This is a genomic window from Serratia sp. KG1D (assembly GCF_037150675.1).
Lineage (GTDB): Bacteria > Pseudomonadota > Gammaproteobacteria > Enterobacterales > Enterobacteriaceae > Serratia > Serratia nematodiphila.
Map to the genome: position 1 here is coordinate 1614060 of NZ_JBAGIH010000001.1, position 15202 is coordinate 1629261.

The 15202-nt window shown below is 60.2% G+C and carries 13 protein-coding genes; 3 read left to right on the forward strand and 10 right to left on the reverse strand.

Annotated features, from left to right (window positions below):
• Positions 1–7: 7 nt before the first annotated feature.
• On the reverse strand, positions 8–925 hold the full coding sequence (locus tag WFM45_RS07970; protein WP_021504584.1) for an ABC transporter substrate-binding protein: 918 nt from the start codon (positions 923–925) through the stop codon (positions 8–10).
• Positions 926–1074: 149 nt separating this feature from the next.
• Here WFM45_RS07970 and WFM45_RS07975 point away from each other — a divergent pair, with 149 nt between their 5' ends.
• On the forward strand, positions 1075–2271 hold the full coding sequence (locus tag WFM45_RS07975; protein ID WP_099982545.1) for an MFS transporter: 1197 nt from the start codon (positions 1075–1077) through the stop codon (positions 2269–2271).
• Here the strand turns inward: WFM45_RS07975 and WFM45_RS07980 are convergent.
• Positions 2268–4361: a putative bifunctional diguanylate cyclase/phosphodiesterase gene (locus WFM45_RS07980; RefSeq protein WP_048323433.1), complete on the reverse strand. Its 2094-nt coding sequence runs from the start codon at positions 4359–4361 to the stop codon at positions 2268–2270. The genes WFM45_RS07975 and WFM45_RS07980 overlap by 4 nt on opposite strands.
• 947 nt (positions 4362–5308) lie before the next feature.
• On the opposite strand from WFM45_RS07980, the gene WFM45_RS07985 reads away from it, so the two are divergent.
• Together WFM45_RS07985 and WFM45_RS07990 are read left to right on the forward strand one after the other, a co-directional pair.
• Positions 5309–6748, forward strand: a complete 1440-nt coding sequence (locus tag WFM45_RS07985; RefSeq protein WP_336955040.1) for a serralysin family metalloprotease — start codon at positions 5309–5311, stop codon at positions 6746–6748.
• 98 nt (positions 6749–6846) lie between these two features.
• Positions 6847–7161, forward strand: coding sequence for an AprI/Inh family metalloprotease inhibitor (locus WFM45_RS07990; RefSeq protein WP_099982542.1), 315 nt, complete (start codon positions 6847–6849; stop codon positions 7159–7161).
• A 157-nt stretch (positions 7162–7318) separates the two neighbouring features.
• Here the strand turns inward: WFM45_RS07990 and pqqF are convergent, their stop codons facing one another.
• The 8 genes from pqqF to WFM45_RS08030 form a co-directional block, all read right to left on the reverse strand.
• On the reverse strand, positions 7319–9631 hold the full coding sequence (gene pqqF, locus WFM45_RS07995; protein WP_336955044.1) for a pyrroloquinoline quinone biosynthesis protein PqqF: 2313 nt from the start codon (positions 9629–9631) through the stop codon (positions 7319–7321).
• 2 nt (positions 9632–9633) lie between these two features.
• A complete protein-coding gene (gene pqqE, locus WFM45_RS08000) occupies positions 9634–10770 on the reverse strand; it encodes a pyrroloquinoline quinone biosynthesis protein PqqE (protein WP_336955046.1) in 1137 nt (378 codons plus the stop codon).
• Entirely contained in the window at positions 10763–11041 is a 279-nt protein-coding gene (pqqD, locus tag WFM45_RS08005) for a pyrroloquinoline quinone biosynthesis peptide chaperone PqqD (RefSeq protein WP_103085264.1), read from the reverse strand. Before pqqD ends, pqqE begins: the two co-directional genes overlap by 8 nt.
• Positions 11041–11796 carry a pyrroloquinoline-quinone synthase PqqC gene (gene pqqC, locus WFM45_RS08010; protein ID WP_033634068.1) on the reverse strand — a complete coding sequence of 252 codons (756 nt, stop codon included), beginning with the start codon at positions 11794–11796 and terminating at the stop codon, positions 11041–11043. Before pqqC ends, pqqD begins: the two co-directional genes overlap by 1 nt.
• Positions 11797–11805: 9 nt before the next feature.
• Positions 11806–12717, reverse strand: coding sequence for a pyrroloquinoline quinone biosynthesis protein PqqB (pqqB, locus tag WFM45_RS08015; protein ID WP_336955051.1), 912 nt, complete (start codon positions 12715–12717; stop codon positions 11806–11808).
• Positions 12718–12775: 58 nt separating this feature from the next.
• Positions 12776–12853, reverse strand: a complete 78-nt coding sequence (pqqA, locus tag WFM45_RS08020; protein WP_004937827.1) for a pyrroloquinoline quinone precursor peptide PqqA — start codon at positions 12851–12853, stop codon at positions 12776–12778.
• Positions 12854–12970: 117 nt separating this feature from the next.
• Positions 12971–14020, reverse strand: coding sequence for a dipeptidase (locus tag WFM45_RS08025; RefSeq protein ID WP_085336902.1), 1050 nt, complete (start codon positions 14018–14020; stop codon positions 12971–12973).
• A gap of 136 nt (positions 14021–14156) precedes the next feature.
• On the reverse strand, positions 14157–15080 hold the full coding sequence (locus WFM45_RS08030; protein WP_048323446.1) for a LysR family transcriptional regulator: 924 nt from the start codon (positions 15078–15080) through the stop codon (positions 14157–14159).
• Between the last annotated feature and the right edge of the window lie 122 nt (positions 15081–15202).

Genomic DNA, 15202 nt, shown 5'->3' on the forward strand with positions numbered 1-15202 from the left:
TGCTCTCTCAATCCCCCAGTCCCGGCGGGTTAATCTCGGAATGGGCAATCTTCTCGTCGCTCTCCGCCCAGCGATCCAGCACCTGCAGATAGCTGCCGTTGGCGATGGCGCTGTTGAGCGAAGCCTGCACCGCGTCCACCAGGCCGTTGCCTTTCTTCAGCGTGACGGCGATGTTGGCGGTCTTCGGCCAGCCGCCGGGCACGATGCCCACCAGCCGGGTTTTACCGGTCAGCCGCGCCTGATAAGCGCCGGAAACGTTGGGTCCGAAGGTGGCGTCGGCGCGGCCGGACTGAATAGCCAGCGTGGAGGCGGCCTTGTCGGTGACATACACCGGCTGCAGCGGCGCCAGCCCTTTGGCGCGGTTCTCTTTGTCCCAGGCCAACAGCACCGCTTCCTGATTGGTGCCGGAGTCGACGATGATCTTTTTACCGGCGATATCCGGCGCGGTTTTGATCTGGGTGATTTTACTGTCGGATTTGACGTAGAAACCCAGCGTATCCTGCCGATAGGTGGCGAAATCGAATTTGGTCTTGCGTTCGTTGGTCACGGTGATGTTGTAAACCGCGGCGTCATATTTGCCGGAGGCCACCCCCAGCGGCCAGTCTTCCCACGAGGTGGGCACCAGCTTGAGTTTCAACCCCAAACCGTCGGCCACCAGGCGCGCAATGTCCGCCTCGCTACCAATCACCGTTTTATTGTCGCGAGCGTACAGTCCGAACGGCGGGCCGCTGCCCAGCAGAGAAATGGCGACCGTCAGCGTGCCGGGTTCCACGAACCGGAAGCCGGCGGGGATTTTGGCCACGGCTTCGGCGCTCTTCACCGTGTGGATCGGCGTTTCGTTGGCGACGAGATCCACGCCTGGTGCGGCGGCGGCGGAAAAACTCAGCAGCGCCGCAATCACTATCATCTTTTTGCTATATATCATTATGTTAATTACCTTCATTATTATGGGTGTCACACGGTCGTTGCACTATCTCTAAAGGCGGCAGATCTGTGAACGAACAAAATCAACTAACCAATCTTGGAAAAATCATGAGGCGCCTCTGGCGGCGCTGAATCGATCGAGGATGAACCATGTCGTCGCGTTTTGCTACGTTGGGCCGCATACCGCGCGGCGTGTGGGTATTGGGTGGCGTGAGCCTGCTGATGGACGTTTCCTCGGAGATGATCCATAGCCTGTTGCCGCTGTTTATGGCGACGACGCTCGGTGCCAGCGTGATCGTCATCGGGTTGATCGAAGGGCTGGCGGAGGCGACGGCGTTGATCGTCAAGGTGTTCTCCGGCGTGCTCAGCGATTACCTCGGCAAACGCAAGGGGCTGGCGCTGCTGGGCTACGGGCTGGGCGCCATCAGCAAACCGTTTTTCGCCATCGCGTCGTCTTCCGGCATGGTGATGAGCGCGCGCCTGCTGGATCGCGTGGGCAAAGGCATCCGTGGGGCGCCGCGCGATGCCCTGGTGGCCGACGTGACGCCGCCGGAGATCCGCGGCGCGGCTTTCGGGCTGCGCCAGTCGCTGGATACCGTCGGCGCCTTTTTAGGGCCGCTGCTGGCCGTCGGCCTGATGCTGCTGTGGCACAACGATTTTCGCGCCATCTTCTGGGTGGCGGCGATCCCGGCGGCGCTGGCGATTGCGCTGCTGTTTTTCGGCCTGAAAGAGCCGGCCGCCGCGATAACCCACAAGCGCACCAACCCGATAACCCGCGCCAACCTGAGGCTGTTGGGGCGCAGCTATTGGTGGGTGGTGAGCATCGGCGCGATCTTTACGCTGGCGCGTTTCAGTGAAGCGTTCCTGGTGTTGAAGGCGCAGCAGGGCGGCACGCCGCTGGCGCTGATCCCGCTGGTGATGGTCGCCATGAATCTGGTCTACGCCTGCTCGGCCTATCCGTTCGGAAAACTGTCCGACCGCATGAGCCATGAAGGATTGCTGAAAGCCGGGCTGCTGGTGCTGATCGCCGCCGACCTGGTATTGGCGCTGAGCGATCATTGGGCGGGCGTGCTGTTTGGCGTGGCGCTGTGGGGCGTGCACATGGGCATGACGCAGGGACTGTTGGCGGCGATGGTGGCGCACACTGCGCCGGCGCACCTGCGCGGCACCGCGTTCGGCATGTTCAATCTGATCAGCGGCGCGGCATTGCTGCTGGCGAGTCTCGGGGCCGGAACCCTGTGGGAACTGTTCGGTTCCGCCTCCACCTTTTACGCCGGGGCGATCATCTGCGTGGTGACGCTTATCGGCATGAAGCTGGCACCGTTCGGCGAACGGCAGGGCGCTTAGCGGCCCTCGACAGATTGCGGCATCGCCTGCAGCAACTCGGGCACCTGCTGGGACTCCACCGCCTGGCTGAACAGAAAACCCTGGCCGATATGGAAACCGGCTTCGCACAGCGTTTGGCGCTGCTGCTCGGTTTCCACGCCTTCGGCGATGATATCGATCGACAGCTTTTGACCGAGAATGCCGATGCTTTCCACGATCGCCAGGATCGCCGGTTCGGTGTTCATGCGTTGAATAAAGTCGCAGTCCAGCTTAATGCAGTCCAGCGGGTAATCCATGATATGGCTGAATGAGGAGTGGCCGGTGCCAAAGTCGTCCAGCGCGATGCGGATACCCATCTCTTTGAGCATTTGCAGCGCGCGCAGTACGTATTTCGAACCGTGCTTGTTGAACGCGTGTTCGGTCACTTCCAGTTCGATCAGGTGATGGGGAATGCGGAACTTCAGCAGACGTTGCAGGAAGGTTTCGGCGTAGTTGTCGCGTAAAAACTCGATCGGCGACACATTCAGCGAAATAGGCCGCACCGCCACGCCGGCCGCGCGCCAGCGGGCGATATCGGCGAAGACTTTCAGCTGCATGGCTTCGCTGATCTTGGTTGCCAATTCGTAGTCGTTGAAGGCCTCGCTTACCGTCGCCGGCAGCTGTACGCCGTTTTGCGGGCAGTGCCAGCGCAGCAGCGCTTCAAAGCCGACGATGCTGCCGTCGATCAGGCAGACTTTCGGTTGGTAGCTGGGGCGGATGCAGTTGTCGCGCACGATCTGGCGCGCGTAGTTGAGCTGGCTGGCGCGGGCGCGGGCTTTGTCCATCATCTTGCGATCGAACATGTAGACGCCGCCGCGGCCGCCGTCTTTCAGTTCATACAACGCGGTATCGGCGCATTTCATCAGCTCCGAAGCGTCGCGAGCGTCTTTGGGATAGATGGCGCCGCCGATGCTCATGCCGCAATGCAGCGTCTTGCCGCCGTGGGTGATCGGCGTCTCCAACTGCAGCAGAAACTTGTTGGCGATGCGGAAAATATCCTGCTCGTTTTCGACATCGCTGATCACCACGGCGAACTCGTCGCCGCCGAGGCGGGAGACGAACGAATGCGCACTCATGCAGGCGCTGAGCCTTTTACCCAAGACCCGCAGCAGATGGTCGCCCGCCGCGTGGCCCAGCGTGTCGTTCACCAGCTTGAAGTGGTCAAGATCCAGCAGCATCAGCCCAAGCGACTTTTTGCCGTGCAGGGCGCGTTTCATCTCTTGCTTCAGCTTTTTCTTGAATAAGCGCCGGTTGGGCAGGCCGGTCAATTCGTCATATTCGCTGGCGAGCAACAGACGTTGTTCCATCACGCGTTGCGACGTCACGTCGCGCGAGACGCACAAGATCTCGGCCACGGCGCCGTGTTCATCGCTGACCGGTGTGAGAATGTTGTCCCAGTGCTGTTTTTTACCCTGCGGCGTCACGCTCAATCCGGTGAAGCGCGCATTTTTTCCGGCTCTGACGTTGCGCAGCGCCTTGCTGCCGCGGCGACGGATCTCGGGGGACAGCAGCCCCAGCCAGGGCATGCCAAACTCTTTTTGCGCCGGATCAAGACCGAGCGCCAGGCTGCCGGAGCGATTCATGTGGCGCAGCGTGCCGTCGTGATTGATCACTTTGATGCAGTCGACGCTGGCGTCCAGCATGTCTTGCTGGATAGAGAGCGCCTGAACGTTTTGCTGGCGTTGCAGCATTTGCGGATGGATGTCGGTGGCGGTGAGGTACCAGCTGGGCTCCTGCGCCATGCCGTCCTGACGGGCGTTAAACGCCAGCATAAACCACCGGTAGGCGCCGCTGCGCTCGCGCAGACGGGCTTCGCCGGCGAACGAGGAGAGGGCAACGATCGCCTGGCGCCATTGCGCGGCCAGGCGATCGCGATCGTCGGGATGCAGTGCATCGAGCCAGTCTGCGGCGGCATGCTCACCGGCGATGGCGCCGGTATAGTCGCGCCACTGCTTATTGAAATAACCGCCAAGGCGGTTGCCGAAGCAAATCAGACCCGGCAAGTCGTCTACGATTTCGCTATAGAGATCAATCGGATTTTTGTTATTACTCTGCTTGGGCAACAGGGTCATGCGGTATTTCCTCGGAAAATTACCCATATTCTTGCTCTATAGCAGAGCCTCTTTCAATATAGTCATTGCCAATGAAAATGGGAATAGCCAGCGGGCGCGGCTAAAAACCGGCCTGGTAGCATGAAATAGATTACGCAAGAACGCATTAGGAATACTCCTGTTATTTATAAGCCCCTCTTATATTGCATCGAAAAATAAGTGCTCCGACCACGATGCTTTACTGTCGGAAAAAGTAATCAATATTGATGTTTCAATGTGGCGAAATGTTTAGCTGCCATGCTGTTGTTGCGCTCGGCATTTTGCTTGCGCTATGCACCAATACTGAAGAAATCCTCGCTTATGGCGGTGATGCTCACCATTTCATGCACGTTTCAACAGGCGCCAAAGCACGGCTCCCGGGCGATTACGAGAAAAGTGATGATATAAATCAAGAAATGTTTTGTTTCATCTGTTGACACTTTGCTGACGTGTGAGATAGCCTCGCGAATGATAATCATTAGCAAAACTGGATGGTGTCGCAAATGCATTCACGTAATGATCCCCAGGTAGCGGTTCGGACGACAGGCAACGTTCATCACACGAGACCACGTCTGCTGTGGTCTCTGGCAACGAGACAATGTATCGAACGGCTGCTGTCATCAGGCCTCTTGGGCGGCATCTTCACTTAGCCTCAACCAGCAGATCCCAGTATTAAGCCATGGCCGGATCAAGGCGGCTATTATTTCCACGCATTTTTCGCGGATATATCGCGTTCTCACGGAGTTGCATACGTTCTCAATCATGGGTAAGGAGGCCTCAGGCGGTTAAAATTAAATTTACTCTCTGGGTGTAATGGAATTGGCAAAAAGAATGGGGCGCATCGGGTTATCGCTATTCTCAGGACTTTGATTAACCCCAAGAGACATTTCGGATGTCATATTAATACTAGCTTTTTTGTGGAGAAAGCTATGGGTAATACCATGAATGGAAACGAAACAGGTTGGGACAGTGTTAACGATCTTATTCACTACCATGAGCGCGGGAATGGTTTGACGATCAATAATAAACCGTCCTATGACATAAATGATGCGGGGTTGCAGATAGCGCGCAGCGATAAAACCTGGAATGGCGTTCACGTCACGGGCAAAGATGCGACGGTGACCTATTCCTTCCCGGATTGGGAATATAACGAACTGAACCTGGGCCACCGCTCCTCAGAACGCGATACGGGGCTAAGTGCGTTCACGCAACATCAACAAGAACAGGCGAAGTTATCTTTGCAATCCTGGGCCGATGTTGCCAACCTAAAGTTTGTCGAAGTGGCATCGGATCAACCTTCCAATATTACTTTTGGGAATTATGAGGGGAAAGGGCAAGCGTATGCCTTGAAACCATTCTCATATAATGGCAATGACTACAGAGGATACAATTCTGATGGGCAAAGTTGGTATAATATTAAGAACCATTCTGAAAACTTGCATCCTGAGCTGGGTAATTACGGCCGTTTAACCATTACCCACGAAGTTGGCCATACTCTCGGGTTAGATCATCCGGGAACGTATAATGCGGGGCAAGGAAGCCCAAATTATACCAAGGCAGTTTACGCCGAAGATACCCGGCAGTTTAGCGTAATGAGTTACTGGAATGAATCCATTACCGATGCGGATCATGGCCACTACTATGCCGCTGCACCGCTGGTTGATGATATCGCGGCCATCCAACATCTTTACGGTGCCAACATGACCACCCGAACCGGCGACACCGTTTACGGGTTTAATTCAAATACAGGCCGAGACTTCTATACACTCAAGGGCAGCCACGACAAGCTGGTGATGTCTGTCTGGGATGCAGGTGGTAATGATACCCTTGATTTCTCGGGGTATAGCCAAAATCAACGTATCAACCTGAACGAAGGCGCTTTCTCCGACGTCGGGGGATTAAAAGGGAATGTTTCCATCGCTGCCGGTGTCACCATCGAAAACGCGATAGGGGGCTCAGGTAATGACATCATCGTTGGGAATCACGCAGACAATACGCTCAAAGGCGGCGCCGGCAATGATGTTATTTACGGCGGGGCTGGTCAGGATCAATTATGGGGAGGAGACGGTAATGACATTTTTGTCTTCTCTGATCTTAATGACTCGCCTGTTCAGGCACCTGATACAATTTGGGACTTTGAGTCAGGCAAGGACAAGATCGATCTGTCCTTCTTCAACCAAGGCGATAAAGGCAGTGATTTCATTCAGTTCGTCGATCATTTCAGCGGGCAGGCCGGTGAGGCGCTATTGTCCTATGATATCCAGAACAATCTGAGTGAACTGGCCTTCAACATCCAGGGCGGTGCAAATCCAGACTTCCTGGTGCACATCGTTGGACAGGCTGACGTCGCTGTTGATTTTATCGTTTAAAATGGCAACGGTGGGCGATGATGCCCACCGTTTCACATGGGCCACCTATGTATAAATTTATTCTTGTCGGAATAATATTCTTGTTTTCAGGAGTCTCTATGGCAAGCAGCCTGGTTTTACCTTCCGCCGAAACGCTATCCGGGCAGTGGACGGTCAGTGATAAATCAAAATCTTGTGTTGTGCAGCTCAACACGGAGAGTGTGGAATCGGCTGGCGGCTATAGCCTGAAATTCTTGTCTGATTGCACGCCCGACGTATTGCCGCAAGAGCCTGCCGCATGGCGTCCCGCCCCCGATGGCATTGCGCTGTTGGACAAGGATGGGCTAACCGTACTTTTCTTCTCTCAGGAAGACGATCATTACCGTAGTCAAATCTGGGCTGAGACAGGGAAGATCTTGAAGAGAAATAACTAGCCAACAACGCCTTCTTATCCCTCGGCCTCGGCCGGCGCTTCTGAACGCGGTCATCACGTTTCACGTCGCTCCGCTCACGACTTTCTGAGATATCGTCCCCTTGGTTATTCGTTGCCTTGCTGCGTTTATATTGCGTCGGGTGGACACCGGCGCAATATCAGCCGGCAACGAACAGCCGCTGTTGCCAGTGCAACAGTTGTGTCAGCGTGATTGGCGCAGCGGCAGCAATGGTCGCGCGATTTTCCAACGCAATCTCCCGCGCGCGTTGCAACGGCTCGGCGCTGAGGCGTTGCAAGTTTTGTTGCAGCGCCTGTTGCGTTTGCTCCAGCTCACCAACGCTAACGTGCGTCAGCTCATGATGCATCTGCTGCAAGAATTCGTCGGTTAACTGCCGCAGCTGTTGCGCGGTGAACGTCGGGGATTGCAGCGCGAACAGCAGGCCTTCGGCATGGGTGCAGCGGTGGAAGGCACATTGCACCACGTAGCCCACGTTGCGTTCCACGCGCAGCCGCTGAAAATAGCGCGGCGCGTAAAGCCGGGCCAGCACGCGCAGCGCCCAGCGGCCTTCGGCTTCATCGCTTTGCAGCGGGTAAAATTTCAGCAAGGCGTGTTCGGCGCCGCTTTCCGTCAGCGTGACAGGAAGATGTAAACGCGGCGGCGTTTGCGGCTCAGCCGTTATGGCGTAGGGGAAGTCATACAGCAAATGTGACAACCGCCGTTTTAACTCGCCATCGCCGCCGACCAGGGTGGCATGCCAGTATGGCGCGGTTGCCGTAGAGACGTTCAACGCCGCCGGCAATTGGGCTAACAGGCGGCGAATGGCGATATCGTTTTGTTGTTTTAACTGCGCGTGGCGCAGGTTTCTCGCCGCCTCGTTGATGACGGCCGGCGACTGCGCCGCCAGGGCCCGGTTCACGACGTTCAGGCCGTGGCAGATCAGCCCGTGGCTGCCCGCCAGCTGCAGCAGCCACACACCCTGGTGGCGTTCGACGCTTAAATGTCCCTCCCGATGCGCCAACTCGGCCGCTTCGGGGCGCAATGCCGCCTGCAAACCACAGGCCTGTTCTTCGCTGAGTGCGCCAGGCGACGATGGGCGCAGCAACAGCACCGGCTGCGCCTCGCCGGAACGTAGATGCTGCAGCGGCGCCTGGCCGGCCGGCAAGGGCGGTATCGGCAGCGCCGCCGAAGCGGAGAAAAAGCGGAAAGGCTCCACTGTAGGCGTCAGCGCGGCGCCGACGAAGGGGCCAAGGGTCAGCGGCAGCCCTTGGATTTCGCGCGTTTCACCGCCCCCCTCGGGCAGCACGGCCAGGCGGTGGCGCGGCGCTGCCATCAGCATAGCGAGTTGCCGTGTCCAGTCGTCATGCTGTTCCGTCGGCGGCAGCCCCAATGCCCGGGCCCGCAGCTGATCGAGCGGCGCCAAACGGTGAAAATCGCGGTTCGCCAGTTGCCCGAAATGCGCAAGCTGGCCCGGTGTCAGCGCGTTCAGCGCCTGCAGCCATGCCAGCAAGGCGCTTTCGATATGGGCGGCCTCAGACGCCGAGCCGTGATTGACGGTGAAAATAAAACTCAGCAGGGCGCTGTTTTCGCCGCAGTAGGCATAATCCAGACGAACGGCGTCGCCCCACGCGTGCGCGCGCAGCCGTGCCAGCAGCCCGCCTGGGGCATCGTCCAGCAATAAACGCTCAAGCCGTCGCAGCCAGCCGCGTGAACGGCAGTGCGGCAGGGCAAACACCAGCCGCAGCTGCGGCGCGCCGGGAAGAGACAGCGTGTAATCTTGTCCGGCGGCCAGCGGCGGCAATGTCTCGGGCGGCGTGGCGCTGCCCGACGGCAGGCCGCCACCGTAGCGCTGTGCCAGCGCATGCAGCTGCTCGAGTGATTGCGGGCCTTGCAGCCACAGCGTCATGTTCGGTGCGCGGTAATAATGGTGGTGAAACTGCCGCAACGCCTGCTGCAATGCGGAAATATTGCTGCCGAAAGCGGCGCGGCTGCCGATATGAAAGCGATGCAACGCGTCAAATCCGCTGAACATCTGCCGCTGCGCCGCTTCGCAGCGGGTTTCACCGTCGGCGCGCAGCAGGCGGTATTCGGCGTCGATGACCTCGATCTCCTGGGCGATTGCCTCAGCCGCCAGCTGCGGGGCGGCGAGCATATCGCTCAGCCGAGCCAACCCCTCCGCCAGAGGGTCAGCGCCCACTTCAAAGAAAAACGCGGTTTGCGTGGCCTGGGTGGTGGCGTTTAGCCGGCCGCCGGCCGCCTGCGTCCAGCCCATCAGCCCATCTTGCGCGCTGAAGTTCGCGCTGCCGCGAAACAGCATATGCTCCAGCAGATGCGCCAGGCCGGGCCAGGCGGCAGGCGCCTGAAAGCTGCCCGCTTCGATGCGCACCAGCGCGGCGGCGCTCTCAGCGGCCGGGGTGCTTATCGCCCTGACGGCCAAACCGTTATCGAGCTGCCATGAGGCGGCGAGTGTCATCGTCAGCCCTTGAAGATCAGTCGGGAGTTGGTCTGGTTGCGAAAACGCAGCTGATCGATACCGATCTGCGAGCGATTCGCCGCTTCACGCGCCGCCAGAATGGTGCCGTGGTGCGGCGATTTGCCGCACACCGGGTCGGCGTTGTCGGCGTTGCCGGTCAGCATGAACGCCTGGCAGCGGCAGCCGCCGTAGTCTTGCTCTTTCTCCGAACAGGACCGGCAGGGCTCCGGCATCCAGTCATAGCCGCGATAGCGGTTAAAGCCGAAGGAGTGGTACCAGATATGCTGCAGATCGTGCTCCAGCACCGACGGAAACGTAATCGGTAACTGACGGGCGCTGTGGCAGGGTAACGCCATGCCTTCCGGCGTCACGCTCATGAAGATGGCCCCCCAACCGCCCATGCAGCCTTTAGGCCGCTCCTCGTAGTAATCCGGCGTGACGAACAGCAGGTTGGCCAGTTTGCCGTCGGCGGCCATGCGCTCGCGATAGCGTTTCACCACCGCTTCTGCCTCGGCGATCTGTCCGCGGGTCGGCAGCAGCCCTTCGCGGTTCAGGTGCGCCCAGCCGTAGAACTGGCAGGTCGCCAGCTCGACGTCGTCGGCATCCAGCTGGATCGCCAGTTCGATGATGCGGTCGATCTGGCCGATATTATGGCGATGCAACACGAAGTTGAGCACCATCGGGTAGCCGAGCGCCTTGACCGCCCTGGCCATCGCCAGCTTCTGCTGAAACGCCCTGGCGGAGCCCGCCAGCGCGGCGTTCAGCGTTTCGTCGCTGGCCTGAAAACTGATCTGAATATGATCCAGCCCGGCATCGGCGAAAGTCTGCAGCTTTTTCTCGGTCAGGCCGATGCCGGAGGTGATCAGGTTGGTGTAAAACCCGAGATCGCGCGCGGCGGCGATCAGCTCGGGCAGGTCTTTACGCACCAGCGGCTCGCCGCCGGAGAAGCCGAGCTGCACGCTGCCCATCGCCCGCGCCTGGCGGAACACCTCTATCCACTGCGCGGTGGTCAGCTCTTTTTCCTGCGCGGCAAAATCGAGCGGGTTGGAGCAGTACGGACACTGCAGCGGGCAGCGGTAGGTCAGCTCCGCCAGCAGCCAGAGCGGCGGATTCACCGCCGGCGCACGTGGTTCAGTCACGGAAGGTCACCCATTTTTGTTCGTAGGCGCGCTGGAAAAACTCCAGCACGTCGTCCGCCAAGCCGTCGGCGCCGGGGAAGCGGGCGTTCAGCTGCGCGATGATGCCGTTCAGCGTGGTGTGGCTGTCGACCAGCTGCAAGATGGCGGCGGCGCTGTCATTCAGTTTGGCCATGCCTTCCGGGTAGAGGATCACGTGGCTGTTTTGCACCGGCTCCCATTGCAGGCGGTAGCCGCGGCGGAAGACGGGGGTGTGTTCAGGGTTCAGCGTCATTACACCAGCCTCTGGTTGTGCCAGACCCGCGCGGCGGTCACGCTGTGATAAGGCGGGCGGTTCAGGGTGTAGGCCATGCTCATGGCGTCCAGCATGCTCCACAGAATGTCCAGCTTGAACTGCAGGATCTCCAGCATGCGCTGCTGCTTTTCAACGGTATCGCAATAGTCCAGCGCCAGCGCCAGGCCGTGTTCCACGTCGCGGTTGGCCTGGCCGAGGCGGCTGCGAAAATAGTCGTAACCGGCGGCGTCGATCCACGGGTAGTGCTGCGGCCAGCTGTCGAGGCGCGACTGATGGATCTGCGGCGCGAACAGTTCGGTCAGCGAGCTGCAGGCCGCTTCCTGCCAACAGGCGCGGCGCGCGAAGTTGACGTAGGCATCCACCGCGAAACGCACGCCGGGCAGCACCAGCTGCTCGGATAGCAGGGCGTCGCGCTGCAGCCCAACCGCCTCGCCGAGGCGCAGCCAGGCCTCGATGCCGCCTTCGCTGCCGCCGTAGCCGTCGTGATCCAGGATGCGCTGCACCCATTTACGGCGGGTTTCCGGCTGCGGGCAGTTGGCCATGATCGCCGCATCCTTGATCGGAATGCTGGTCTGATAGTAGAAACGGTTGGCCACCCAGCCCTGGATCTGCTCACGCGTCGCTTCGCCGTTGTGCATCGCGATGTGATACGGGTGATGGATATGATAATAAGCGCCTTTGGCGCGCAGCGCCGCTTCAAATGCCTGCGGCGTCAGGGGGCGTGGTTGCGTCATGGCGATTCCCTACAGTTCGATGTTCATGCCGTCCCAGCTCACTTCGATGCCGGCGGCGGTCAGGCTCTGCCGTTCCACGGAGTCTTCATTGAGGATCGGGTTGGTATTGTTAATGTGGATCAGGATCTTGCGTTTGGCGGGCAAGGCGCTGAGCAGGGCCGCCAGCCCGTGCTCTTCCGCCAGCGCCAGGTGCCCCATGTCCTTGCCGGTATTGCGCCCCACGCCGGCGTTGGCCAGCTCGTTGTCGCGCCACAGCGTGCCGTCGATCAGCAGGCAATCCGCCCGGCGCAGCCAGGGCATCAGCGCTTCGTCCGGTTCACCGAGGCCCGGCGCATACAGCAGGCCGACCCCGCGCGCGATATCTTCGATGAACAGCGCCACATTGTGGCCCGGCAGCGGGCGATCGCGGTACGGCGAATAGGGCGGCGCGTTGCTGAGCAGCGGAATGGCGGTGAAGCGCACGCTTGGACAGACCGCCGTGCGGAACGGTTCGCCGGGCGTTACCGGGTGATGAATCAACCCGCCGTTCCAGTGAGAGAGCATGGGAAACACCGGGAAACCGGTGCTGAGATCGTCATGCACTTCAGGGGTGCACCAGACGTGGTGCGGGCAGCCCTCACGCAAATTGAGCAAGCCCGCGCAGTGATCGATCTGGCTGTCGGTCAGCACGATCGCGCCGATGCCGGTGCCGCGCAGCACGTCGGGATTGTTCAATTCGGGCGAGGCCAGCAGCTGATGGCAAATGTCCGGGGAAACGTTGCACAGTACCCAGTTTTTACCGTCGTCGCTGACGGCGATGGAAGACTGCGTGCGGCGCGTGGCGGTGATGCTGTGGTCGCGAACGCCCCGGCAGTTGTCGCAGTTGCAATTCCACTGGGGAAAGCCGCCGCCCGCTGCCGAGCCGAGAACTTTTATCTGCATGTCTGAACCAGAAAAAGAAGGAAAGAAATGCCCGCGCGAAAGGCGGGCAGACAGGCGATTAACGGTTGGAAATGTACAGCGTCACTTCCAGCCCCAGACGCAGGTCAACAAACTCAGGTTTAGTCCAGGTAGTCATAGCGGTGCTCCTTTACATGCATCGTGATAGTTCGAGCCCAATGAGAAATTTTCGCATTAGGCCGGCCCAATGTTGGCGAAATGTGACGAAGATCGCAACCTTTAAAGCGTAACCGGGTTATTCACCCCAGGTGGCGGCGAGCGCGTTCAGCCAGTTGCGCCAGGTCAGCTTCTCCAGCAGCCGGTTATCGAACCCGGCCTGCGCCAGCGCTTGCGTCAGGCGCGGCAGGCCGGCGGCGTCCTCCAACGGTTGCGGTACGTTGACCCCGTCAAAATCAGAGCCAAATCCCACGCGATCTTCACCAAGTTTAGCGATCAAATACTCAACGTGTTTAACAATTTCTGTTAGGTCGGTCGTTGCACTGTCACGTTTGCCGTCAGCGCGCAGGAAGGCGGTGCCGAAATTGACGCCGACTATCCCGCCGCTCTGGGCGATGGCCTCCAGCTGCGCGTCGGTCAGGTTGCGCGGCTGCGGGCAGAGGGCGTGGACGTTGGAGTGGGTGGCGACCAGCGGTGCGCGGCTCAGCGCGGCGGTTTGCCAGAAGGTTTTCTCGTTCATGTGCGAGACGTCGATCATGATGCGGCGCTGGTTGCAGGCGCGGAGCAGCGCCTCGCCGGCCGGCGTCAGGCCGGGGCCGGTATCGGGGGAGCCGGGGAACGGCCCGCTGACGCCGGTGCCGAAGGCGTTCGGCAGATTCCAGAATGGCCCGATGCTGCGCACGCCCAGCCGGTAGAAGGCCTCCAACTGCGTCAGCTCCGCATCGATCATGCCGGCGCCTTCGATATGCAGCACCGCGGCAATTTGCCGGTTGAGGCGGCATTGTTCTATCTCGGCGGCGGTACGGCAGATGCGCAGCCGCCCCTGGGAAGCCTGTTCCAGCTGATAAAGGATAGCGATCTGCCGTTCGGCGATCGCCAGCGGATCGAAGGCGGCCTGCGCCTCCTCCGGCGTTTGATTACGCATCTGGGCGATATAGCTGACCGGGGGAATAAATACCGCGAACAGCCCGCCGCAGAATCCGCCGCGCTGCATGCGGGAGAAATCGAGGTGGCCCGGCGTGACGCGGGAATAAAAGGCGGCGACCGGATCGTCGTCATGCTGCAGCCACAGGTTGAGCAGCAGATCGTTATGGCCGTCGAACACCGGCCAGAGAGGGGGAAGCGTCATGGGCATTTCACTGAGTCAGGCATCGTGAATGCTATGTTCTCCCATCGCGCGAGGGGGAACAACCCTCAGGCTATGGGGGTTTTGCCGTCGGCTGGATCACTCGACATCAGCAGGGTAAAATTTAGTGACATTGTCACTATTGGCAAAGCGGTTCCTGCACGCGTTGGCGGCAGACCGTCAGCAGTAGCTGCCGCAGCCAGCGGTGATCCGCCTCGGCGTCCAGGCGCGGATGCCACATCTGCGAGACGGTGATGGGCGGCGTTCTTACCGGCAGCTCGAAGACGCGCAGCGGGCCATCGGCAGGTTGAGCCTGCAGGAAAGAGGCGGGCAGCAACGCCAACAGGTTCGAGGCTTGCGCCACCGCCAGCGCGGCCGGAAAGCTCGGCACCACGGCGGCGATATGGCGTGCCAGCCCCAGCTCCGCCAGCGCGGCGTCTACCGGCCCGAGGATGCGCCCGCTGCGCGAGGCCACCACGTGGCCGCAGGCGGCGTAGTCGGCGGCGCCGATCTCGCGCTGCTGCGCCAGCGGATGTGCGGTTCTCATCACACCGACGAAGCGATCGCGGAACAGCGCCTGCAGGCGGATTTCCGGGCCCATGTCACCCAGCACGCCGATCTCCAGATCGACCAGCCCTTCACGCAGGGGGCGGTCGCTTTTCTCCGGCTTGGGCGCAAAGCGCAACCGCGCCCGCGGCGCCTGTTCGGCAGCGGCGGCGATCAGCGCCGGGCCGAAGGCCTCGACGAAGCCGTCATTGGCGCGCAGCGTGAAGGTACGATCCAGCGCGGCGGGATCCAATGCTCCCTGCGCCGGGCGCAACACAGCGCGCGCTTCGAACGTCGCGTGCCGCGCCCGCTCGCACAGCGTTTCGGCATAGGGCGTCAGCACCATATGACGGCCGGCGCGCACCAGCAGGGGATCGCCGGTGGCCGCGCGCAGTCGGCTGAGGGTGCGGCTCATCGCCGAGGCGCTTAAACCGAGACGCCGCGCCGCGCCGGCAACGCTGCCCGCCGTCAGCAGCGCGTCGAGCGCGATCAGCAGGTTGAAATCCGGGTCGGTCATGCGTTTATCCTGTGGCGCTGGAAATAAGGGAAAGCGTTTGCTGCAGTATATCAGCGTAAGCGCTGCGCCACTTGTTCTCTGATGGCAATAAAAAAGCCGATAACAAACGTTATCGGCTTTAT

Bases quoted from the DNA above. Each gene is read 5' to 3' on its own strand.
- WFM45_RS07980 (WP_048323433.1), bottom strand. From the start codon at position 4,361: ATGACCCTGTTGCCCAAGCAGAGTAATAACAAAAATCCGATTGATCTC.
- pqqB (WP_336955051.1), bottom strand. From the start codon at position 12,717: ATGCAGATAAAAGTTCTCGGCTCGGCAGCGGGCGGCGGCTTTCCCCAG.
- WFM45_RS07970 (WP_021504584.1), bottom strand. From the start codon at position 925: ATGATATATAGCAAAAAGATGATAGTGATTGCGGCGCTGCTGAGTTTT.
- WFM45_RS07985 (WP_336955040.1), top strand. From the start codon at position 5,309: ATGGGTAATACCATGAATGGAAACGAAACAGGTTGGGACAGTGTTAAC.
- WFM45_RS08025 (WP_085336902.1), bottom strand. From the start codon at position 14,020: ATGACGCTTCCCCCTCTCTGGCCGGTGTTCGACGGCCATAACGATCTG.
- pqqC (WP_033634068.1), bottom strand. From the start codon at position 11,796: ATGACGCAACCACGCCCCCTGACGCCGCAGGCATTTGAAGCGGCGCTG.
- pqqD (WP_103085264.1), bottom strand. From the start codon at position 11,041: ATGACGCTGAACCCTGAACACACCCCCGTCTTCCGCCGCGGCTACCGC.
- pqqF (WP_336955044.1), bottom strand. From the start codon at position 9,631: ATGACACTCGCCGCCTCATGGCAGCTCGATAACGGTTTGGCCGTCAGG.
- WFM45_RS07975 (WP_099982545.1), top strand. From the start codon at position 1,075: ATGTCGTCGCGTTTTGCTACGTTGGGCCGCATACCGCGCGGCGTGTGG.
- WFM45_RS07990 (WP_099982542.1), top strand. From the start codon at position 6,847: ATGGCAAGCAGCCTGGTTTTACCTTCCGCCGAAACGCTATCCGGGCAG.
- WFM45_RS08030 (WP_048323446.1), bottom strand. From the start codon at position 15,080: ATGACCGACCCGGATTTCAACCTGCTGATCGCGCTCGACGCGCTGCTG.
- pqqA (WP_004937827.1), bottom strand. From the start codon at position 12,853: ATGACTACCTGGACTAAACCTGAGTTTGTTGACCTGCGTCTGGGGCTG.